13 protein-coding genes are annotated in these 24018 nt (G+C 57.5%); 8 read left to right on the plus strand and 5 right to left on the minus strand.

The window, feature by feature from the left end; translation table 11 throughout:
• Positions 1-96 precede the first annotated feature (96 nt).
• Positions 97-1815, plus strand: coding sequence for a DNA polymerase/3'-5' exonuclease PolX (polX, locus tag FYC48_RS16470; RefSeq protein ID WP_149497833.1), 1719 nt, complete (start codon positions 97-99; stop codon positions 1813-1815).
• Here the strand turns inward: polX and FYC48_RS16475 are convergent.
• Positions 1812-2909, minus strand: coding sequence for a lactonase family protein (locus tag FYC48_RS16475; RefSeq protein WP_235034288.1), 1098 nt, complete (start codon positions 2907-2909; stop codon positions 1812-1814). The two genes, polX and FYC48_RS16475, sit on opposite strands and share 4 nt — an antisense overlap.
• A gap of 242 nt (positions 2910-3151) precedes the next feature.
• Here FYC48_RS16475 and FYC48_RS16480 point away from each other — a divergent pair, with 242 nt between their 5' ends.
• The gene (locus tag FYC48_RS16480; RefSeq protein WP_149497835.1) at positions 3152-6433 is read left to right on the plus strand and encodes a DUF11 domain-containing protein; all 3282 of its coding nucleotides are present in this window, start codon (positions 3152-3154) and stop codon (positions 6431-6433) included.
• Positions 6434-6655: 222 nt separating this feature from the next.
• Positions 6656-7675, plus strand: coding sequence for an esterase/lipase family protein (locus FYC48_RS16485; RefSeq protein WP_235034289.1), 1020 nt, complete (start codon positions 6656-6658; stop codon positions 7673-7675).
• Positions 7676-7934: 259 nt separating this feature from the next.
• Here the strand turns inward: FYC48_RS16485 and pnp are convergent, their stop codons facing one another.
• From pnp to FYC48_RS16505, 4 genes are all read right to left on the minus strand, one after another.
• Positions 7935-10175 carry a polyribonucleotide nucleotidyltransferase gene (gene pnp / locus FYC48_RS16490; protein ID WP_149497836.1) on the minus strand — a complete coding sequence of 747 codons (2241 nt, stop codon included), beginning with the start codon at positions 10173-10175 and terminating at the stop codon, positions 7935-7937.
• 541 nt (positions 10176-10716) lie between these two features.
• On the minus strand, positions 10717-10986 hold the full coding sequence (rpsO, locus tag FYC48_RS16495; protein WP_094418212.1) for a 30S ribosomal protein S15: 270 nt from the start codon (positions 10984-10986) through the stop codon (positions 10717-10719).
• Between the two features lie 122 nt (positions 10987-11108).
• Entirely contained in the window at positions 11109-11786 is a 678-nt protein-coding gene (cysC, locus tag FYC48_RS16500; protein WP_149497837.1) for an adenylyl-sulfate kinase, read from the minus strand.
• Positions 11787-11944: 158 nt separating this feature from the next.
• Complete coding sequence (locus tag FYC48_RS16505; RefSeq protein ID WP_149497838.1) at positions 11945-13999, minus strand: protein kinase domain-containing protein; 2055 nt, start codon at positions 13997-13999, stop codon at positions 11945-11947.
• Between the two features lie 353 nt (positions 14000-14352).
• On the opposite strand from FYC48_RS16505, the gene FYC48_RS16510 reads away from it, so the two are divergent.
• From FYC48_RS16510 to rpsP, 5 genes are all read left to right on the plus strand, one after another.
• Positions 14353-15825, plus strand: a complete 1473-nt coding sequence (locus FYC48_RS16510; protein WP_160149578.1) for an aldehyde dehydrogenase family protein — start codon at positions 14353-14355, stop codon at positions 15823-15825.
• Positions 15826-15844: 19 nt separating this feature from the next.
• Positions 15845-18103 (plus strand): ribonuclease R family protein, encoded by a 2259-nt coding sequence (locus FYC48_RS16515; protein WP_149497840.1) that lies wholly within the window; start codon positions 15845-15847, stop codon positions 18101-18103.
• 114 nt (positions 18104-18217) lie between these two features.
• Positions 18218-21667 (plus strand): alpha/beta fold hydrolase, encoded by a 3450-nt coding sequence (locus FYC48_RS16520; protein ID WP_149497841.1) that lies wholly within the window; start codon positions 18218-18220, stop codon positions 21665-21667.
• 361 nt (positions 21668-22028) lie between these two features.
• Positions 22029-23504: a signal recognition particle protein gene (gene ffh, locus FYC48_RS16525; protein WP_149497842.1), complete on the plus strand. Its 1476-nt coding sequence runs from the start codon at positions 22029-22031 to the stop codon at positions 23502-23504.
• Positions 23505-23556: 52 nt separating this feature from the next.
• Entirely contained in the window at positions 23557-23988 is a 432-nt protein-coding gene (gene rpsP, locus FYC48_RS28650; RefSeq protein ID WP_149497843.1) for a 30S ribosomal protein S16, read from the plus strand.
• Positions 23989-24018: the final 30 nt, after the last annotated feature.

The following is a 24018-nucleotide window of genomic DNA, read 5'->3' on the forward strand; positions in this document are numbered from 1 at the left end:
CCACGGTTTCTCGCTTCACAACAGCTTCTTCGGATCCGAAGCGAAGTTTCTTTCGAACCAACATCCGCTCAGGCGAAACGAAGGATCAATCGATCGATGGATAACTCCGGCATCGCAGCCGTCTTTGAAGAACTTGCCGAACTCCTTGAGTTCAAAGGCGAAAATCCATTTCGCATCCGTGCCTACAAGCAAGGCGCAAAAGCCATTCGTGATCTCGATGAATCGGTTGCCGAGATCGTTGCCGATCCCGATCGAAAACTTTCCGACCTCTCGGGGATTGGTAAAACGCTAGCGGACAAAACCAAGGTCTTATTGGAAACCGGTGAGCTGCCGCAGCTTGAAAAACTGCGTGGCGAAATCCCCGAAGTCATGATCCAGATCTCGCGGATCCCGGGCCTGGGTGCCAAGAAGGCAGCGACGTTACAGAAGGAACTCGAGATCGGATCCCTCGATGACCTCCGCAAAGCATGCGAAGACGGTTCGGTGGCGAAGCTCAAAGGCTTTGGCAAAAAGACGGCCGATTCCATTCTCGACGGACTTTCGATTGCCGAACAAGCCGCCGAGCGAATCTATTGGTCAGCCGGAGATGATTTGGCTCGATCGATCGGCGAGCACATGCAAGGGTGCGATTCGATCGAGAAAATGGAATGGGCGGGTTCGTATCGTCGCGGACGTGACACGATCGGTGACCTCGATCTGCTAGTCGTCGCGAAGGATCGCGACGCTGCGATGGACCATCTGGAGTCCTATCCAGAGCGAAGTCAAACGATCGGACGCGGCGATACCAAAATCTCCATCCGAGTCGGCAAAGCGTTCCAAGTCGACATGCGATGCGTCGACGCCAATCAGTTTGGATCGGCGCTGCAGTACTTTACCGGTTCGCAAGCACACAACATTCGCACGCGCCGAATCGCTAAGGAGCAAGGTCTGAAAATCAGCGAGTACGGTGTTTTTAACATCGACGACGAATCCCAAGTCGCCGGTGAAACGGAGCAAGACGTTTACGCCGCGATCGGACTGCCTTGGATTCCACCGGAATTGCGCGAAGATCGCGTGGAATTCAAACTTGCCGAAAAAGGGCAGTTGCCCGAATTGATCGAAACACCCGACGTTCGCGGTGACTTGCACATGCACACCACCGCGACGGATGGACAGAACACAATCCGAGAAATGGCCGATGCGGCGATCGAGCGTGGGTTGAAGTACATCGCCATCACCGATCACAGTCAACGCGTCACGATGGCGATGGGGCTCGATCCGGAACGGCTACGTGAACAGTGGAAGCAGATCGATGAGGTCCGCCCGGAATACGAAGGCAAACTCGTGATCCTTAAAGGCATCGAGTGCGATATCTTGGAATCGGGCGGCATGGATTTACCCGATGATGTGCTCGCCGAAGCCGACTGGGTGCTCGCCAGTGTTCATTATGGGCAGCGTCAATCACGCGAACAAATCACCGATCGCATCATTGGTGCGATCAAAAACGAACATGTTGACTGCATCGCCCATCCGACCGGACGACTGCTCAATCGGCGTCCGCCCTACGAGGTCGACATGGACGCCGTGTTACAGGCGGCCGCTGAATCGGGAACGATGATGGAATTGAACGCGAACCCGGCGCGACTGGACCTCAATGAGATCCATCTTGCCGCGGCGAAAAAACTGGGGATCCCGATCGTTATCAGTACCGACGCCCACCAAACGGCAGGTCTGGATGTGATGCGGTACGGGATTAAACAGGCCCGACGCGGCGGCCTGACCAAAGTCGACGTCGCCAATACCAAGACTTGGAACCAGTTCCAAAAATTGCTTTAAAACATCACGCAAATTGATTGCGGGACAAAGACGGCATCGCGAGTGAATTGCAAGCTCCCCGTGTTCTGATCGATGGTGAAAACGGAAACGGAGTTGGTGTTCTTCCCGGCCGCCAACAAGTAACGTCCGCTCGGATCGATATTAAAGTTTCTGGGCCAAGCCCCGTGAATCGGCTCGACCTCGATCAAGCTTAAACGCCCCGTGGCTTCGTCGACCGAGTAGGCAGTGATCGAATCATTGCCACGATTGGCTGAGTAAACAAAGCGTCCGGAGGGATGCACACGAATTTCCGAAGCGCTATTAAACACTTCGTTTGCCTTCACGCTCTCGGGAAGTGTCTCGATCGTTTGCACGGGAGTCATCTTGCCAGCTTCGGCGTCGTAATCAAACACGGTGACCGACAAAGCCAATTCGTTGAGCACGTACGCTCGTTTGCCATCGGGGCTGAACTTCATGTGACGCGGTCCACCGCCGGGAGGGCAGACGCCATAGCCGTGCGGTTTCAAGGTCCCCGCCGACGAGTTCAACTGATAAATCACAACCTTGTCCATCCCCAAATCAGGAACGAAGACGAAGCGATCATCGGGCGAGGTCCCGGTCCAGTGTGCGTGAGCGGTTTCCTGGCGTCCGGGCACTACTCCCGAACCAGCGGGATGTTCTTGCAAGTCCGACCGTTCGATCAGACTGCCGGATTCGTCAAGCCGAAAGCAAGCCGTCGAACCGCCTCCGTACTGAGCCGTCAAGACCACTTTTCCGTCGCGGCTAACTGAGACGTGCGCGGCGCCTCCGTCACCAATCGCCACCGCACTGTCTTCGGCCAACGTCTGCTTACCCTGCTCGCCGTCGATCCGATAAGCGACGACCGACGGCGTGCCATCTTTTGTCGCGACGGCGTAGAGCATTTTGCCGTTCGGATGCTTAGCCAAAAATCCGGGACCGCTGATCTCTGCGGCGAGTTCGACATTGCGAAGCTTACCCGCGTCAGTGTCAAACGCGCCGTGATAAATCCCTTTGCTCAATCCACCACGCGGGGTGGACGTACCGAACCAAACATCGACGACTTCGGCGGCAGCAGGCTGACAGGCAGTGGCCACGAATAACACTCCTAAGAACCAGCAACAAAAAGAACGCATCAAAAGAATCCCCACCTCGGTGACTCGGCAAAACGGACATTGAACTCGGGTGAGCGACCCGAACGCGTGAAACATTGACTGCGGGAAACAAGCTTCCTTGATCCGACAATCCGAACAACCCGCAAATTCTACTCAACTGAATCAATCTTGGTTCCGATATCGAGAGAGTCAGGCTGTATTTACGCACAATATGAGATGGACGCATGCTTCGCGGACGCTTCAAAACATTTGCAATTTACTCACTTATCGGGATCATCGCCGGCGGCCCCGCTTGGTCGGCAACTCCCGGTGGGGCTTCGCGTCTCCTTCATCGTCAAACCGGATCGAACGGCGAACCGGTCCAAACGGCTCACGGCGTTCAAACAGCGAATCAGGCATCGAAGATTCGCCAAGTCGTAGGCAAGCAGCCCACCGCACCGGCGGTGGACTCCGGACGCTCACTGTCGTTTCTACCGCGATTGTTCGGCGGATCGGATAACCAGTCGTCATCGCAAGCGGCCCAGCGACATCAACCGAATCGTCAGTCGTCGAATCGTCAATCGTCCGGAGCCCCCCAAGCACGCGGCATCCTGAACGATCTGTTCGGAACCGCAGGCAGCAGTTCGACTTCCGCACCGCAAACGACCGTTCAAGCAAATCGGTCGCCCAGTCAACCGGCGCCGCCGGTTGACTGGCAGGGCATTCCCTACCACCAAGCGAAGTCGCAACCGCGGTCATCAGCTCCCAAACCGATTCGTGATCCCCAACCAGGTGAAGCACGCCTGTCGACCACACAACGCGTCGCCACTTCGCGTCTGACACCGTTATCCAACGCGGCGCAGTTGAATGCACCAACGCTACCCAAGGCGCCGTCACTCGACACCGCACAACGCGTTGACTCGGATGCCGGTCGACCACCGACGAGCAGCCGCCGAACGGCATCGGTGCCCAGTCAAGTTGCTTCCTCGAAGACCAACTCGGTTTCTCCGTCGAGCCTATCGCCTCTTTCGAGTAGCCGACGAAGCGGACGCCGCGATTTGCCGACACTCGATGCGTCTGAGATCGCCGCCGCCAAGGCCGCCAAGATCGAAGAGGACGACCTCGTCCCGAAAATTTCTCGCCGTCGTATCAAACCTGATACCACCGAAACGGCGAAGTCCACTTCGTCAAAGTCGCCCTCTGGTGCCCAAGCACGCTTGACCGATCGACCAGACGAGCAAATCGCATCCAGCGATTCGCCACCTCAGCCGGCTAAGAAAAAGGCGACCATCCAGCCGAGCACCGACGCGAAAGTTGCGGACGGGGCGACGGTCGGCTCAGTCCCATCGATTCCCCGCAAGGAAGTCCCCTCGGCGGCCAAGCCAGCGGCCAAGAAAACGCCGTCGGCTGAAATTGCGGTGACCGCCCCCAAAGCTATCCAGCCACCGGCAAGAACGCCTCAACAAGTCACCAACGAACCGGCCGAGACGCAAACCGCCAACGTCGCCCCGCAGGTCGTACGCCCCGAGCCATCGATCACCCAATCGCAAGTCGACCAGACGCCAGCTCAGGTGGCAACGGTTCCGCAAGCGGCGCCCTCGACAGCTACAACGACGACGACTCCGGCGATGCCAGCTCCGGCGATGACGGCTCCGGCGACTCCTTCGTTCGGCGCCCAGGGGCAAGTTGCTTCGGGACGGATCGGACCGTCAGCAGACGCGTTCCAACTCCCCGAAAACCCAACTGCGTCGACGCCTCAAGACGTAGCGCGAGCCCCGTTTGATCCTTCGCAGTACGGACCATACCAACCTCGCGGTGCGGCGTTAAAGCCAGCTGACGCTCCACTTCGCCCCGAAACCGCATCGGTCAATCCCGCACCGATTGGGTCTGGAATCGCAATGCCCTCGGCAGCACCGATCGCAGTCACCCCACCGACATCGGCGCTGGGCGCCCCCCAACCCTCGCAGATTCCTCCCGTTGCAGCTCACCGTGGCCATGCCTCTGCTCCGCAACACCGAATCGCTGCGAACCCCACCCCGGCGACAGCTCCGACGACTCCGTTTGCGGCCAGCACTGAACGCCGGGCGCCGGCCGCGCAGGTGGAAAGCGAAGTGTCACCCGACGAGATCTCGGTCGCGTCTGAACTGCCTGGAATTCGTGTGATCACCCAAGGCCCGCGTCACCTCGTGATTCGTCAAACCGAAGTGTTTGAAATCCGGGTCGAAAACCGTGGCTCGATCGACGCCGAAGGAGTGATGGTTCGCACGCTTCTCCCTGCTTGGGCCGAAATCAAAGGCCAATCGGCTTCGCGTGGCCAAATCAATCCACCCAATGGCGATACCCAAAAGCGAATGGTCTGGGCCCTCGACCGCTTGCCGGCGGGAAGCAGAGAAACGTTGTTCGTACGCTTACAAGCGTTGCAAAGCGGGACACATGAACTGGACGTCGACTGGACGTTAGTGCCTCAGAAAAGTATCGCCAAGGTCGAAGTTCGCGAGCCCAAGCTGGACCTCGTAATCGAAGGCCCCGAAGACGTAATCTACGGGGAATCGCAAACTTACAAAGTTCGCGTCCTGAACCCCGGCGACGGGATCGCCCCGAACGTCGTGTTCACTCTGTCGCCCAATTCGCCCACACCGCAAACGCAACGGATCGGCAACATCCCCAGCGGCAAGGAAGCCCAGTTTGAGGTGGAGCTAACCGCACAAGATCTCGGTGACTTGAAGATCCACGGCTTCGCCACCGGTGAACTCGGATTGAAAACCGAAGCGGAAAAAACGATCAAAGTACTCGCGGCTGAACTCGAAGCGGTCTTGAGCGGCCCCGAACTGAAGTACCAAAACACCGATGCAGTTTATCAGCTGCAGCTGACAAACAACGGAACCACCGCGAGCAACAATGTCCAGGCAAGCCTGGGATTGCCACCGGGCACCCGCTACGTCAGTGGACTTGATGAAGCCCGCCGACGCGGGTCGAAATTGACTTGGGAAATCGACACGCTCGCTCCCGGTGAAACTCGCGAGTACGAGTTCACCTGCAACATGGTCGCCCAAGGAGTCCATAACTTTGACTTCCTAGCAACCGGCTCTGCCGCCGGCAGAACCTCGGTCGAGTTGGAAACCCAAGTCGAATCGATTGCCGACTTGGTGCTAAGCATCAACGACCCACCGGCCCCCGCCCCGGTCGGATCGGAAGTCACCTATGAAATTGTGATTAAGAACCGTGGAAGCCGCCAAGCGAACGATGTCCGAGCCGTTGCCCAGTTCAGCAAAGGCATCGAACCTCGCCGCATCGAAGGTCACAGCGGTCAGGTCATGACCGGTCAAGTGCTGCTTGATCCGATCAAAACGATTCGCCCCGGCGAAGAAGTTCGGATTCAAATCGCTGCCGAAGCAGAAACCGATGGGCACCATCGCTTCCGAACCGAGATTCGATCCGGCGAAACAGTGTTGGTTGCCGAGGAAGCGACGCACTACATGAGTCGCAAAAGCGAACGGGTCAGTCGCCGCAGCACCCACATGCGATAAACGCTAGCGAATCTAACCAAACACATCGTCAGCCCGGTTCAATAAATCGGGCTGACGTTTTTTGTTTCCAATTCAACGAAGTAACACAACCCGTCAGGCTCTGTCTTTCCTAGGCACGACAATCAACGCCCCGGTCGACGCAAACGTGTCATCGTTACTAAATGATCGTCTCAATTGTCGCGGCCCGATTCATTCCATTCTCCGTACGATTTGACCAGCCTGATGCGAAAGATAATGCTACTGTGCCTTGCCGTGACCCTCAGTATTCAGTGCGGACGAAACCGCGTTGCCGCCGGAGATTCGGTCAACGGACACAGGCAATCTGAAAGCCACCACACAGAGCAACGACAGGCCGAGACTGGGACGATGCCCGAACGGTTCAACTTCAATCTGCCGCTGAAAACGGCAGGCGGAACGCAACTGTGGACCGACCATCTTTGGCGCGACGGCTATCGCGTTCAACGAAACGCATTGACCGGGCATTGGCGGCTTCTCGATCGTGACAACATTCGCCGAGCTTGGGGAAGTCGCCCCCAATGCGAAAGCGAACTCGAACGGCTGAGCCCTAAATCGCAGGTCTCCGGCGGACAACACTACGTCGTATTGCTTCATGGATTGATGCGGACCTCCGGCAGCATGAAAACTCTCGAACCGGTTCTCGCCGAAGCCGGAATGACGAACTGCATCCGCTTCTCTTACGCCAGCACCCGCCAATCGATCGGACAACATGCCGCGGCCCTCCGAGAAATCATCGAAGACCTTCCGGCCGACTCGACGTTCAGCTTCGTCGGGCACAGCATGGGTAACATCGTCGTCCGTCACTTGGTCGGTGACCTGCAACGCGAGGGAGACCCCACCAATATCCTCGGCCGCTGCCAATCAATGGTCATGCTCGGCCCGCCCAACCAAGGCGCCTTGATCGCACGCCGGCTGGGGAAAACCAAGTTATTCGAATGGGTCACCGGCCAAGGCGGCACCGAACTGGGGGCTCGCTGGGAACAATTCGAATCGAACCTTGCGACGCCACCGTTTCCGTTTCACATCATCGCCGGTGATATCGATCCGCCGATTGGCAACCCGCTGACCTCCGGCGATGGCGACTTTGTGGTGAGCGTCGAAGAAGCCAAACTCAACGGTGCGAGCAGCTTTCAAACGGTTCCCGTACTGCACAGCTTTCTAATGAACGCCCCAGACGTGATGCAGAAAACCGCAGAGCTACTTGTTCAAGCGAGTCGTCATTAAAACTGTCATGCCCGAACGTTCAGTTTCGTGCATCAGTGCGTCGCGGAATCCGCCCATGCTTTCGTTCGTCACCAAAGCGTATTCCGTGAGCCGAAACCATTAGCGTCGATCCTGTTTAGCGTCCCAAGAAATCAGTGTCGAATTGGGTACGATAGCTGGAGCACATCTCACCGATCAGCGATCGGCAACCAAAGAAAACAGCCGGCTGCGTTTCCACGGCCGGCTGTTTTAATGATGAACCATTCAATGCGATCTCGGATCAGTCGCGACGCGAGCGTCCGCCGCCGTTGCCGCCGCGTCGACGTCCGCTGCCACCACGGCGTCGAGGACGGTCACCGTCGTCTCCACCGCGATCGCCCGATTCTTCGTCTTCACCGACCATTGCGGCGATCTCATCGGGCTCGCCAAGCTCTTCGAGCGCCTGGCGACGGCTGAGTTTTACGCGGTCATGTTCGTCGACATCGATGACGAGGACCTTCATCGCATCACCGACGCGAACGACCTTGTCGATGCTGCTGATGTAGCCGCTGCTCAATTCGCTGATGTGACACAGACCGTCACGGCCGGGAAGGATCTCAACGAAGGCACCGAAGTCTTTGATGCTGCTGACGATTCCGTCGTAGATCTTTCCGATCTGAACGGTCGCGGTGCAGGCTTCGACTTGCTTCATCGCTTCGGCGGCCGAGTCCTTGTTGTTGCCGGCGACCAAAACTGTTCCGTCGTCTTCGACTTCGATCACGCAGCCGGTCGTTTCCTGGATGCCACGAATGTTCTTTCCGCCGGGGCCGATCAACGCACCGATCTTATCGGGTGAAATTCGAGTTCGTAACAAACGCGGTGCGGTCGGAGCGATTTCGCGACGCGGCCGTGGGATGGTGGTCAACATCTTGCGAAGGATTTCGATGCGGGCTTCACGCGATTGTTTGAGCGTCGCACGAATGATTTCGTCGCTGATGCCAGTGACCTTCAAGTCCAACTGAATACCGGTGATCCCGTTCTGGGTTCCGGCGATTTTGAAGTCCATGTCACCGAAGTGATCTTCAGAGCCCAAAATGTCGGTCAACAACACAAAGTCATCTTCGGACTTACGAACCAGTCCGACCGAAATCCCTGCGACGGGGTTGCTAATCGGGACCCCGGAGGCCATCAGGGCCAAGGTCGCACCACAGACCGAAGCCATCGAGCTACTGCCGTTCGATTCGGTGATGTCGCTGATCACACGAACGGTGTAGGGGAAATCGTCGGCGGTTGGCAGAACCGGGGCGACACTTCGTTCGGCCAGGCAACCGTGACCGATTTCACGACGGCCGGGGCCACGAATCGGGCGGCACTCACCCACCGAGAACGGTGGAAAGTTGTAATCGAGCATGAACTTTTTGCTGAACTCGTCATGCAAACCGTCGACGCGTTGTTCGTCGCGGGCGGTGCCAAGCGTGACGGTGATCAACGCTTGGGTTTCGCCACGCTGGAAAATTGCCGAACCGTGAACGCGAGGCAGGACGTCGGTTTCACAGTGGATGTGACGTAAGCTGGTCGTATCGCGACCGTCGGGGCGGGTCCCCGAAACAATCAGGTCACGGGCGACGATTCCTTCCAGATCATGCCAGACCGACTTGAAGCGTTTGACGCAGATCGCGCCTTCGGCTTCCGGATCCGGAATCATCTCGGCAATTGCTTTGTCACGCAGTTCCGAGCACGCGGCGGCGCGATCATGCTTACCGGATGTTTGCATCGCGGTCTTGAAGGCGTCGTAGTACGCCGAACGCAATTTCTCGAGCAATCCGTCGTCTTCGGGAGCAACGTACTCGTCCTTTTGCGGCTTGACCTGATCGACCAGCTCCTGCTGCAGATCGATGATGTCACGGATCACACCATGAGCGAACTGAATCGCTTCCATCATTTGATCTTCGGGCATCTCATTGGCAAAACCCTCGATCATCGCGACTTGCTCTTTCGAGCCGCTGACAATCATGTCCAATTCGCTTTCTTCAAGTTCCGAATTGGTTGGGAAGGCCACCAGTTCGCCGTTGACCTTTCCGACACGCACCGATGCGACCGGGCCCAGGAAGGGCAACGAACTAACCGACAGCGCGGCGGCGGCACCATTCATGGCCAACACGTCGCCGTCATTCTCTTGATCGCTCGCGACGACCATGGCTTGAACTTGAACTTCGTCCATGAAGCCTTCCGGCCACAGGGGACGAATCGGTCGGTCGATCAAACGCGAGCTCAAGATCTCTTTGGTCGACGGACGTCCTTCACGCTTCAAAAAACCGCCGGGGAATTTACCGGCCGCGGCAAAACGCTCACGGTAATCGCAGGTCAACGGGAAAAAGTCGATCCCGGGCCGTGGCGAACTGCTCGTTGCGGCAACCAATACGACTGTTTCGCCGTACTGCACGAGAACCGATCCGGACGCTTGCTTAGCCAGTTGCCCGGTCTCGAACGACAGGACTTGGCTGCCGATCTTCTTCTCAACGCGAATTTTATTGACAGTCACTTTTCTTTCCTTAACAACAACACTCAACAACAACGACCTTGCAAGCCTTCCCGGCCCCATTGCCGGCCGGCTGAACAAAGTCAGAAATAATTTCGGATCACAACAACAACTTCCCAGATTCACAGAACACTGAAGGCTCCCACGGCAAAGTCAACAACGACGGCCGATCATTGGGATTGATCAGAGGTGGGAATCTAGCTTCAGACCGAAGCACCCGAGCGATCCGAGAAACTCGAGCACAAAGACATATCCGGACTGGACTTCGAATGGCCGAAGGCGGCACTGGCCGCAAACAACCCTGTGGAAAAGAACGCCACAGATAGACCAACCGGAAGCTGCTCCTTCGGGGTCGGTGGTCAACCGCAAAATCAGCCAGTGCAGTGGCAGGCGACAATACCTGCGCGAACCCCGCCCGGCGATGGTCAATGTAACCGCCGGGTCCGCATGAATAGAAAAGATCGCGAAAAGAATCTTTGTTGGCCACCGCCATGGCGACCACCGGCCGAAGCCGTGTCATGCCGATTGGCGGCCGATGGCTGGGCTACTTTCGGATGCCCAGCTTTCCGATGATATCGAGGTACCGCTGCGGGTCCTCACCACGGACGTAGTCCAACAAGCGACGACGCTTGCTGACCAATCCCAACAAACCACGCCGCGAAGCGTAATCCTTGTGATGTGTCCTCATGTGTTCGGTCAAGCCATTGATTCGCTCGGTCAGAATCGCAATCTGAACTTCTGGCGAACCCGAGTCACCTTCCTGCGAACCGTGCTCCTTGATGACCTCAGCTTTACGTTCTTTCGAAATCGTCATTCGACTCTACTTCTTATTTCCTACGATAAACTTCTTTAACTCTTCTCGCTTTTGGCACCGAGGCGCTTTTTGCATTCGGTGGGGTAGTGTACCGGCATCGGACAATACCGCAACGCCAAAAATCAGATCCGATTGTGCTGTTTTAAGTACTCGGCAACTTCCGTCGCCATCTCCACTACCGACCGACCAGCCCCCCCATCGAGACGGATCTCAGGGGACTCCGGTGACTCATAAGGATCGCTAATACCGGTAAAGTTTTTGATCTCACCGGCGCGGGCCTTTTTGTACAGGCCTTTCGGGTCGCGGGATTCGCAAATCTCCAACGGAGTATCAACGAACACCTCAATAAAATCATCGCCGCCGGTTTCGTTGACGATCGCCCGTACCCGGTCGCGGTCTTTACGGTAAGGACTGACGAACGCCGTCAGGGTGATCAGCCCGGCACCGGCCATCAATGCGGCGACGCTACCGATTCGGCGGATGTTTTCTTCGCGATCGACCGCCCCAAAGCCCAACCCAAAACGCTGCGAAAACTCCTCACCATGCTCGCTCGCCAACACCGCCGGCGGGGCACACAGTCCGTGACGAACATTGTCACCGTCCAATAGCGTCGTCGCTCGCCCCTGACGATTGAGCATCACGTCGAGCGCATTGGCGACCGTGCTTTTGCCGCAACCGCTCAGCCCCGTGAACCAAACCACGCATCCTCGTTGACCGAGCACTTTTTCACGCAGCGCCCGGTCGACACTGTGTTCATGCCAAACGATGTCGTCGGAAATATCGGAGGAGGATTCAGACATATAAAGCGTTGGAAACGATTCGATCGACGAAAGTATTCGGCTGTCAGGATGGTCCCACCAGGACAAATTGGCAAGCGGGCCACTAACGAGTCGCCATCGCAAACGGGCGAGCAGTCATCAGCGAATTCGGCGGACCGTCGATCATTCATCGCGAATCACTAAATCGGCGCCGACGATTCGCCTTGCAATTTCCGTATCAGATCCTGGACGTCCCAGTGATCACGACTGGAAACCATTTGCTCGCCGTGAAATGTCGCCTTTGATGATCCGCGAAGGTCCACCCACCGATGCGTCGGTGCGATCCCTAAGAACTCGCCGACATGACGCTTGCGAACATGCCAGAAAGCGACAACGGTCGTTCCACTGACGTAGATCTCTTCAATCGTCAGATGCATCGGGTCGAATGCAGCCAAAAGGGTCGCGATTCTATGATGAATCACTTCACGTCCCCGTCTTGTTTCACCTTCGGCAAACAATGCGATATCCGGGGCGGCGATCCGATCGATGACCTCGACGTTGCGATGATTGAAAATCTGGTCAAACCACTCTCGTACCAGACCTTCGATCCGTTGCTCCTGGACCGTCATCGGCCACTCCACCGGCAAGGATCCGAGATCGCTATCGCTTAGCGGCCGAGTTTTCCCGTCGGCGACATCTCTGGCGATATCCTCCTCGCCTTCAGACGGACCGGCAGACGCGTTGTCGTCATGAAGAGTTTTCGATCGCCGTGACGACGCCACACTTTGCAGAAAGGCGGGCACGGAATTCACGAAAAACACCAGTTGAAAGGCGAAGATTAAAAACAGGAACACGTGCATGATCCACATCGCGGTCGGCCGGTCTTGGTAATAGAAAAGCGGCTCCACCAACCCAGCTAGCAAGCCCGTTACTAGCCCAAAACTGAATATCGACGTCACCATTCCGGCGATAAACGCGGTGCGGTTTCGTCGGATCACGCCGAAAGCAATCCCGGCAAAGAACGAATGCCCCACGGCGATTCCCAATTGCGTCATTAAAAACTCGAATGATGCCTCCACCCCAAGGTTCAACTGCACCCCGGGGATCGATGGCAAGATCGACAGCAATGCGATTCCCGCGACCAACAAATTGGCGAACAACGAAACCAAGCCGGCTTCGGTCAAGCGCTGGGGCTTCCGTGCGAACCACCGCCATCGATCTACCCAAGTCGCCCGCGCCGCCTTGATCGGCTGACCTTCGAGGTAACGCATCAGGTCTTCGGCCAGCTCATTCGCCGAGCGATAGCGATCCTCCGGATATAACCGCAAACACTTCATGCAGATTGTATCCAGCGTACGATCGACTCCCGCCCGCTTGGAACGAACGCTGGGAAAGCCACATTCACGAAGTTCATCGATCACTTGGACATAGCGATCGGTATCGATCGGCGACACCCCGGTCAGCAAGCGATACAGGATCGCGCCGAGCGAAAAAACATCCGATGGCGGACCGATCGTGCGATCGATCAACCTCGCCTGCTCGGGAGACATGTAAAGCGGTGTCCCGATCACCATGCTGGTGCGTGTTTGGTGCAAGCTTCCTGTGAGTGCTCCGGCCAACCCGAAATCAACCACCATGGGTCTGGCTCCGCCGTTCCGGTCCGAGTCGTCTGATTGACGCGACAGCATGATGTTGCCGGGCTTCAAATCGCGATGTACGACTCCATTGCGATGACCATAGCCAACCGCGGCAGCCACGGAGGCGATCAAGCGTGCCGACCACTCCGAATCGACAAGCCCCCCCTGGCGACGGAGGTACTGTGACAAATCCAGTCCGTCACAGAACGGCATCACGTAGAACGGCAGACCGTCGAACTCGCCTGCTTCGTAGACCGGCATGATCCCGGGATGCTGCATCGAAGCGGCGGTCTCGGCCTCACGACGAAACCGCTGGACACTTTTATGGTTGGCGGCGACATCGGGGCGAACGACCTTGATCGCTACCTCGCGATTGAGCTTCGGATCGTTGGCGCGATAAACCGTTCCGAAACCGCCCATCCCGACTTGCTCGATGATCTGAAAACGATCGATCACGCTGGGAATCCAACCGGCAACGCGATGTGTCCTGGCAGGGGTTTCGTCGATCCGAGTCACGTGCGTGGACGCGTCGCCCAAGCTACCGCTAGTCTTGTCAGAAACATCATGCGGAGTCGGTTCGTCTCCTAGCTTATCTGTCTGCTTCGATCGATCATTCATACAGCACTAATCCAGGAGGCACCTCTCGACTTAGGGATACTAGGTCCCCGCAAAGCGGAATTCAACACGGGACGGAACTCCAAGGGGATGAGTCCAGTCACGACAACCTCCCCGACCGCCGATGACGAAGAAATTGCGACGCGATCCGATGCCCACGCGAGAATAAACGCCAAATCACAACCGTCCGACCAACGCCCCCCGTCTGTCCAACATGCCGTCCCCGCGGCGAACGGTTCCGGGACACTTGCCCGGTGCATCAACTTTCCGATAGCCGCTAAGATTGTGCGTAACTGTCACGGCTGGAACCGCCCACCATCAGGACGCACCCACCCACCTTCTGAGTATCGATCAGCGTGAAAGAAACGAATCAGCACGGCGGCCTTTGCGAAGTCCTCCATTGGATCGGAGGAAAACATCGGCACTCTTCGTGCTCGGCAACGCTTATCAATACGAATCCTGAAACGGACGAACGACTATCGATCGTCGCCCGTGGGACCGCTGCCGATGTCGATGCCGCCGTCCAGTCCGCCGCCAATGTGCAACCCGGTCTGGCCGCACTCGGCCCGAGTTCGCGGGAGGGCATTCTACTGCGTGCCGCTGAAATCCTGCAGCGAGACCGCGACGCCTGGGCCGAATTGTTGATCCAGGAAATCGGCTCGCCGATCACAAAAGCGATGATGGAAATCGACATCGCAACACGTGTCCTGAGAGCCAACGCGTCGATGGTGCGACGGATGACCGGTCGCACCTATCCCAGTGACGTACCGGGTCGGATGAGCATCGCGATCCGCGAACCACTCGGCGTCGTCGCGGGGATCACGCCGTTTAACGTCCCCTTGATTAAGGGCGTCAAACACAGCAGCCTGCCGCTGGCGCTGGGAAACAGTTTCGTCGGGCTGCCCTCGCGCCGGGCACCGCAGATCGCCGATCGCTTGGCTACGCTCTACGCCGAAGCCGGGTTACCCGACGGCGCTTTCAACCTTGTTTATGGCTTGGGTGCCGAAATCGGCCCGGCATTGATTCGGCACCCGCTTATCAGCGCCGTTAGCTTTACCGGGTCGGCCGCCGTCGGCAAACAAGTCCACGCGGACTGCGGGCAGTTCCAAAAGCGGGTCACTCTGGAACTCGGTGGTAAGAATCCAATCGTGATTCTTGACGACGCCGATTTGGAAAAGGCGATCCCTGCGGCCTTGAAGGGTGGCTTCATTTATCAGGGACAGATCTGCATGGCGTCCAGCCGAGTGATCGTCCAACGTTCGATCGCGGACGCCTTCATCGCAGCGTTCGTGGGCGCGGCGAAGTCACTTCCGATGGGCGACCTCCGTGATCGATCCACCGTGATCGGCCCGGTCATCGATGACGCTTCACGACGACGAATCAGCGCGACGATCGCGGACGCGCGCCGACTGGGTGCGGAAGTCTTGTGTGGCAATCAATGGACCGATAACCGACTGAACCCAACCGTGCTCGGGTGTGTCACCGAACAGATGCGAATCGCTCGCGAAGAGATCTTCGGCCCGGTGGTCACCATCGAAACGGTCGAGACGGAAAGCGATGCGATCCGGCTAGCCAATTCCGGCCCGGCGATGCTCTCCGCTGCCGTCTTCACGCGCGATGTCGACCGAGCCTTCACGCTCGCTCGCTCTCTGAATACCGGGATGGTCCATCTCAATGACATGACCATCCAACAAGAACCCGAAGTCCCGTTCGGCAGCGACGGTGAAGCGGGCTTCGGACGCGAAGGCATGGAAACCGGCGTGGACGACTTCACCAAATGGAAGTGGATCACGCTCGCGGGATCGCCTTCGCACAATAAAACTCAATAAGTTCTCAGCGAATCAAATAATGGAAATCTCTCAAGAGCTCGTCGATCGCGTGATGCGTCTGGTCGTATCACCGGACTATCGCCCCAGCAAACCCAAACAAATCGCGGCCGCTTTGGACCTGCCGCCGGACGAGTACCGAGAACTTCGCCGCACGATCAAACAACTCGTTCTCGAAGGCCGGCTGATCTATGGTTCGAATCACTTGGTGATCAGCACCGGTGCGATCGGCGGCCCCCAAGATCGAATTCGCGGTGTCTTTCGGATGGCTGCCGGCGGTGCGTTCGGATTCGTTCGTCCCGGGGACTCCGGTGACGGGGCGGCAACCGATGACCTGTTTATCCCGCCGGGCAAGACCGGCGGCGCCCTCGAAGGCGACTTGGTGGAAGTCAAAGTCCGCCCGGGACGCCGTGGCGAAAACGAAGGATCGGTACACCAAATCCTTGAACGGGCTCGCCGTCAGTTCACCGGCACGTTCGTCTTCGATGGCAACAAACCGGCCGTCTACCTGGACGGTACGCCCCACGAAGACCCGGTTTATATCGGCGATATCCAAGGGTTGCCGCTCGAAGCCAACGACAAGGTCTTCGTCGAAGTCGTCCGTTTTCCGGGCGAAGCGGGGAAGGGCGGGGAAGCGGTGCTGCTCGAACGCTTGGGAAGCAATAAGAATCCCAACATCGATACCCTGACCATCATGCGTCAATACGCGTTGCCGGATCACTTCGCAGAAGACATCATCGACGAGGCACGACAACGGGCCGACGAGTTTAACGGTGGTGCGATCCCCGACGACCGCGTCGACTTCACCGATCAACTGACCCTGACGATCGATCCCTACGATGCGCGAGACTTCGACGACGCGATCTCACTCTCACGCAACGAGAAAGGCCATTGGCGTCTGCTAATCCATATCGCTGACGTCGGCTACTTCGTTCATCCGGGCGGAAAAATTGACGAAGAGGCTCGCCGCCGCGCGACGAGCGTTTATCTGCCCGACCGGGTGATCCCGATGATCCCGGAAATCATCAGCAATCACTTAGCAAGTTTGCAGCCCGATCAGGTTCGCTTGGCAAAAACCGTCGAAATCGAAATGACCGATGCCGGCGTCGTCGTTCACAGCGAAGTTCACAACGCGGTGATCCGAAGCGACAAACGGTTGCACTACGGGATCGTTGATCAGTTCCTGGAAGATCCCCAGCGTTATCGCGAACCCTGGGGTGACGCGGTTTGCGATATGCTGGCGGACATGCATTCGCTGGCGATGACGCTGCGCCAACGTCGCTTGAAGGGCGGTGCGATCACGATGGACATGCCCGACGTCAAACTTGACCTCGACCGCAACGGCAAAGTCAAAGGCGCCCACCGGACGGTCAACACCGAAAGCCATCAAGTGATCGAAGAGTTCATGCTGGCGGCCAACCAAGCGGTCGCGACTTGGCTAGACGACCAAGGCTACAACTTTTTGCATCGCATTCACCCGCCTCCAGACCGCCGCAAGCTTCGCCAATTGTCGATGTTCATTCGCGACCTGGGCATCGGGGTCGACTCGGTCGAAAGCCGCTTTGAAATCCAACACGTGATCGATCAGGTTGCCCAAACGCCGCTGGAAGACGCCGTCAATTTTGCCGTGCTGCGAAGTATGAGCAAAGCGATCTATGGGCCGCAGACCGAAGGCCACTACGCCCTCGACATGGAGCACTACTGTCACTTCACCAGTCCCATCCGTCGCTATCCGGACCTGACCGTCCACCGCCTGATCGATCGACTGCGAAAAGGCGAGAAGACTCCGGATGATTCGATGGGAACGCTGGTGAACCTTGGCCATCACTGCAGCGACCAAGAACGCAACGCCGCCCAAGCCGAACGCGAATTGACAGAACTGAAACTGCTTCACTTCATGAAGAAGCACATCGGTCAATCAATGCCAGCGGTGATCACCCGTGTCTTCTCCGATGGCTTTTTGGCACGCTGTACGAAACTACCGATCGATGGCTATGTCGGCATTGACCAATTGCCCAACGACCAATACCGATTCGAACGTCGCGGACAAATGCTAGTCGGCTTTAAAGCCCATCAGCGCTACCGACTGGGTGATCAACTGACGGTCAAGATTACCAAGGTCGATTTGATCGGCCGGCAGCTTTTCCTGCATCCCGAAAAGAATCATTCCGTCGGCGCGGGCAAGCCGAATGAGCGGCAAAGTAAATCCTCAAAGTCAAAACGCCAAAAACACCAACCCCGAGGCCGGAGCAAGAAATCTAAACGCGGCAAACGACGCTAGAACATCGCTTGGCAATGCAACCGCAACAGCAACATGATCAGCCGCGTTTAGAATCTGGCGGCAATCACGTCACCCATCCACACTGATCAGCCACCACCAGTCGGAATTTTCTTTGTGAATACCTGTCCTTGCTGCAACGTCAATCTTGCCGCCGAGGCCGACGACAACGCCAGCGGCCAGGCGGGGCAGGGCAGGGCAGGGCCGCAGAACACCAACCCGGTGGTACATGTTCAATCCAGCGGAACCTGCCCGAAATGTTGCTTCCCTTGGCAACACGCTCGGCAGCTTCGTCAGCGTCTTTTACTCGACGCCCCGCTAGACTTACAACGAACGGGAACCTCGCAACGACCGGCGATCGAGTATCAAAACGCCAGTCAAACCATTGCCATTTCGCCGGTCGTCACCCCGGTCACCGTCGTCGGCCGGGAAGCGATCGAACCCGAACTCAATGGCATCAGCTCGCGCGTCATCCGACATCGCCAACTTCAGCAACGGCATGTCGCGATCTCGCGTGACATCGAGGGACGAATCTGGTTTGTTAGGCTCGACGCCCAGGCGGACATTTTTCTCGACGGTCGGGCCGCGGCTGCTGGCCAGATCAACCTTGGCAACGTACTGCAACTGGGTCCGCTCGCGTGGCGACTTGACCACACGGAAACGTACCTCCATCCGGTGCGAGCAATCGCCGGATTCGATTTAGCGATTGATTCAGAAGTCCCTGGCCGATTGCGACGATCAATGTTGACGATCAACCGCGGACAGATGACCGCAGTGGTCGGCCCGAGTGGCTGTGGAAAGTCGACGCTCCTAGAAACGATTCGCGATGGCAGTGGTCTCGTTGGCGAACTCGATCAAGCCGAACAGATTTACTTCGTCCCCCAGAAAGATCTCGTCCATCATGACCTCAAGCTCGGTGACGCCTTGGAATCGATCGGGCAGCTCTATGGGCGTGAGGTGCTGCCTTACGAAATCGACGAGGCCCTCGACGCGGTCGGTTTGCCTGTCGAAGCAAAACATCGCTTTCCGCAGCAGCTTAGCGGGGGCCAGTTGCGACGATTCCGGATCGCCGGTGCTTTAATCAGCGGCGCCGGCGTGATCGTCCTCGACGAGCCCGACAGTGGTTTGGATCATGAAACCGCCGACGAGATCATCCGGCTCTTGCGATCACTGGCGGTCTGTGGCGCTACGATCGTAGCCGTCACCCATCATCGACATGTGCTCGAACAGTTTGACCGCGTCATCGAGATGAAACCAAGTCCCGATGGCGGCATTGTCACTAACCAAGCTACCGAATCGACCCAGCCTCGCCGTTGGTCGTCGTCGTCACCCGACGCACCAGACGCGCCCAAAGACCATCATCAATCATCCCAATCGACGTGGCAACGCGCTCGGCGATTGGCGGTGCTGATTCGGCGCGAACAACGTAAGTTAACGTCACCTCGGTTAGGATGGCTTGGTGTCGGTCACTGGCGATTGCCGCAGTTATCCATTGCGATGCTATTGGTACCGATGCTGTTTGCAATCGCCGTGTCGATCAGCGTGCCATCAGATCCAGATCGCGACATGACTGACGGACTACGGGGTGAGATGGCACCGATCGTCCGATTGGGTTTCATGGCCGTCATCGCGGTGATCTGGATGTCGGCCAGCGCCAGCCACCTATCGATCACACGCGATCGCGAATTGATCGATCACGAAAAATCGCATGGGATTGGAATGGCGTCACTGCTGTTTGCAAAGTCGGTAATACTAACGGTCGCCGCTGCGCTGCAAACGATCGTCTTTGCCGTCTTGCTCGACCTGATCCGCTACCGATGGCTTGATCGATCCTACTTTTTGGATGAAACGCCCACCCAGCTCCTCGGCGTGATGGCATGCTTAGTTACCGTTTCCGTGGCGGCGACGATGTTAGGATTGCTAATCTCTTCGGTCGCCGGGAGAAACCCGTTGGTTGCCACGGCAATTTTGCCCGTCGTGATGGTGATCCAAATCTTGTTCAGCGCAGCGTTCGCCGTTTCGGATCCCGATGGCTACGAACCACTCGCCGACTACCAGCGATTGCAACTGATCGACGCATCCGATGCCCCGGCGGACGAGTCCGATGCCACCGATGACTTCGATGACTCATTTGCTTGGGAAGACGACGTGGACGCGAAACCACTCCGGGCCACCACGTTGATTTCTTACGCCACACTCTCACGTTATGGAGACATCTGGTTGCGATCCTTCGCCGTCACCGAAGAGACGCCGGAAAACGCGTCAAAGATCCAATTCCAATCGCTGGCAACACTGCTGGGCATTTCGGCCGGATGCTTTGTGTTTGCCTGGGGGGTATTGAAACTTCAGGCGACGCGACTTGGAAAAATCCGCTCGGTGGTCCACAAACGATCGCCGACCGGCGTGATCACGAGCCTGATGGTCGCCGTAAGCTTTGGCGGTGCATTCTCGTCCGGCGCCGGCCATCAATTGGCACATGCCCAAGAAGGCTCGCCGGCACCAGATGTCATCCGAATCGAAATCAGTGATGGTCGGTACGACGAGAATGCAGTGCTCCGGGCCTTCGGCGGACGAGCCGACGGACCACCCAAGATGCGTGCACTCGACGGCCAAGATCGACTGGGGTTGGTCGCGCTCGAATTGGTCGGAAAGATTCGCTTCACGCTGACCGACAAATTGCTTCAGATTGAGCGATTGGAAACACCAAAATGGGAACTGATGCGACACCTGGCGCCTCCTCGCTTGGTCGGCAAAGATGACGCAAGGGGCCGTCGCGATGTGATCGTCTTTGTCCACGGGCTCGAAGGAGGCGCGTCGACTTTCGCGTCTGCCCAAAACGAACTTGACCGCCGCGAACTAGCTTGGCTGCGGTTCGAGTACCCCAATGACGGGCCGCCGGACGAAATCGGGCGAATGCTCGCTCAGCAACTCGCCGACTTCAAACGCGAAAGCCCACGCAGTCGATTGCATCTGGTCGCACACTCGCTCGGCGGGCTGGTGTCACTCGCGGCGGTCACCGAAGATCCCGCCGAACCCATTGTCGACAACGTTTTCACCCTGGGCACCCCTTTCGGTGGCTCCGCCTTGGCCTCGTTTCACGACGAACTAGAACTCTTTGACGTGTTTTTCCGAATCGCGACGGTGACCCCCGGTGCGTTTAACACGATCGCCGACGGTCGCGGGGAAGCGGCGCGGGCCCTAAAACCGGACAGCGAATTCCTCCGCGAACTCCTTGCCCGTCCTAGGCCGACGACGACACGTTTCCACGTCGCCGCGGGGACGAAGAGCTTCCTCAGCGATGACCGTCGCGAACGATTGATGGAATCCGTCCCGGCAGAGCTGCGGCGACTGCGAATCGACCCCCGCTACGCCGCACGAATCGAGGCGCTGCTGGAGTCAGACGAGCTAGACGACGGCATGGGCGATGGGGCGGTGACGATCGAAAGCGCAAGCAAACTGCCTGATCCGGACAATCGCGTCAGATTTCCGCTGACACACACCGGGCTGGTCAGTGACCTATCGGCGCTGCGTTGGGTCCTACAAACGGCGGGACTGGACGAACCGTGACCGGGAAAAATCGCAGTGATCTTGTCAGTGGTGATTTGCCGACAAAAAGCAATCGCGACCTCGCCGAGGCTCATTGTGGGCAAGCGAGAGCTCTGATTTCGAAGCATTGATGGCACTTTGGCCCAATTTTCGCACTCAAAGGGCCGCTTTCTCCATTTACAACTTGCCGGTATCCGTCTTACACTGCCGGGCTTTCCCGCGACCGCTATCGGTGTGCTCGCACGGGTCGCGGAGCTATCGAGATTGCCGAACCTCGCGGCAATCCAGTCCCGGTCTGCCTGACCGGCGTCTGAAACCGTTGTTTCCGACGTTTGTGACTCCCCGTCTAACCCAAAAGACTTAGTTTAACCCCAGATTTAGCGTGTTTGATTCCCTTTCCGAAGGACTGCAGTCGGCGTTTAAAAGCTTGCGTGGCAAAGGCAAGCTGACCGAAGGCAATATGCGCGAAGGGTTGGACATCGTTCAGCGGTCATTGCTGGAGGCGGATGTCAGCTATCCGGTCGTCCAGGAGTTTATGGGGCACGTCAACGAGCGTGCGATGGGGAAGAAGGTCCTGCTCAGCCTTCGCCCCGAAGAAGAGCTTGTTCGCATTGTCCACAGCGAATTGGTCTCGATCTTGGGCCCGGTCGATCCTTCGATCCACCTGAAGAAGGAAGGCCCGACGATCATCATGCTGTGCGGGTTGCAGGGGAGCGGTAAAACGACGACCTGTGGTAAGCTCTCGCAGCTACTGAAAGAACAAAACATCACCCCAACGCTTGTCGCAGCCGACTTGCAGCGTCCAGCGGCGATCGAGCAGCTCAAGGTGGTTGGGGAACAAGTCGGCGTCCCGGTTTACACCGAGCCGGACAACAAGAATCCCGTTGAGGTCTGCAAAAACGGCGTCGCGAAAGCGAAAGCCGATGGATCGCGGGTCGTGATTTTGGACACCGCCGGTCGTCTCGCCATCAACGAAGAGTTGATGGGCGAATTACAACGAATCGACAACAAGGTTGGCCCCGACCAGGTGTACCTAGTCGTCGACGGCATGACCGGCCAGGATGCCGTCAATAGCGCCGATGCCTTTAATAAGGCACTCGAGCTAGACGGTGTGATCATGACCAAACTTGACGGCGATGCCCGAGGCGGGGCGTTGCTGTCGGTCAAACACGTCACCGGTGTTCCGATCAAGTTCATCGGGACTGGCGAACACCTCGACGCCTTAGAACCCTTCCGTCCGGAAGGCATGGCGGGCCGAATCTTGCAGATGGGCGACATCGTCGCAGCCGCTGCCGAAGCCCACCGAATCGTCGACGACAAAGAACGCGAAGAACTGGAAGCCAAGATGGCCTCCGGTGATTTCACGCTCGACGATTTCAAAAACATGATGGAGAAAGTCGCCCGACCGGGATTGATGGGTCGGATGATGAGCTTGATGCCCGGTATGGGCCAGTTCAAGGAAGCGTTAGAAAGCGACGAAGCTGCCGGCGGAATCCGGCAAACGATCGGTGCGATCAACAGTATGACCGCCGAAGAACGACGCAACCCCAAGTTGATCGATGCCGCCCGGCGGACTCGGATCGCCAAGGGTGCCGGAGTTCAAACGCCTTTGATCAGCCAACTGATCAAGCAATTCGAAATCATGAAACCCCTGATGCAAAACATGGCCGGCGGCTCCGTCATGGATCGCGCCAAAATGATGCAACAATTGCAAGGGGCGATGACCAGCGGCAACGGCTCGCTGGACGGAATGCGGGTCAAAAAAAGCACGGGCAAGCGATTGTCCAATGCCGAAAAGGCCAAGCTGAAGAAGGAACGCGATAAGCTGAAACGAAAAATGAAACGCAAGAAACGATAGCGTTTCAGTCCGACCATTAAATACACCTTTTTTCCTAGTTAGTGAGTTAGCAATGGCAGTTCGAATCCGTCTGAAAAAGATGGGTCGCACCCACCGACCGTTCTTCCGCGTTTGCGCGATGGATCAACGTTCGCCACGTGACGGACGGGTGATCGAAGAGTTGGGTTTTTACGATCCCATGTGCCCCGAAACCGATGCCCGCGTTCAGCTAAAGTCTGACCGAGTTGATCATTGGATCAGTGTCGGTGCCCAGCCGAGCGAAAAGGTTGCCGTCCTGATCAAGAAGTATGGCACCAACGGCACCCACCTCGATGCTCAAAAAGAAGCGCTCGAGCGATTGGGAAAACGCAAAGAATACACCCCGGCTCCGCCAGAACCTCCGAAACCGGCTGCCAAAGAAGAAGCACCGGCCGAAGAGGCTGCCGCCGAAGAGAAGCCCGCCGAAGGCGAAGCTGCTGCCGAGACCGAAGCGGCGGCCGAGTGATCGGTCCGGGCCGCTTGGTGTGTCGCTGAT

Source organism: Roseiconus lacunae (genome assembly GCF_008312935.1).
Lineage (GTDB): Bacteria > Planctomycetota > Planctomycetia > Pirellulales > Pirellulaceae > Stieleria > Stieleria lacunae.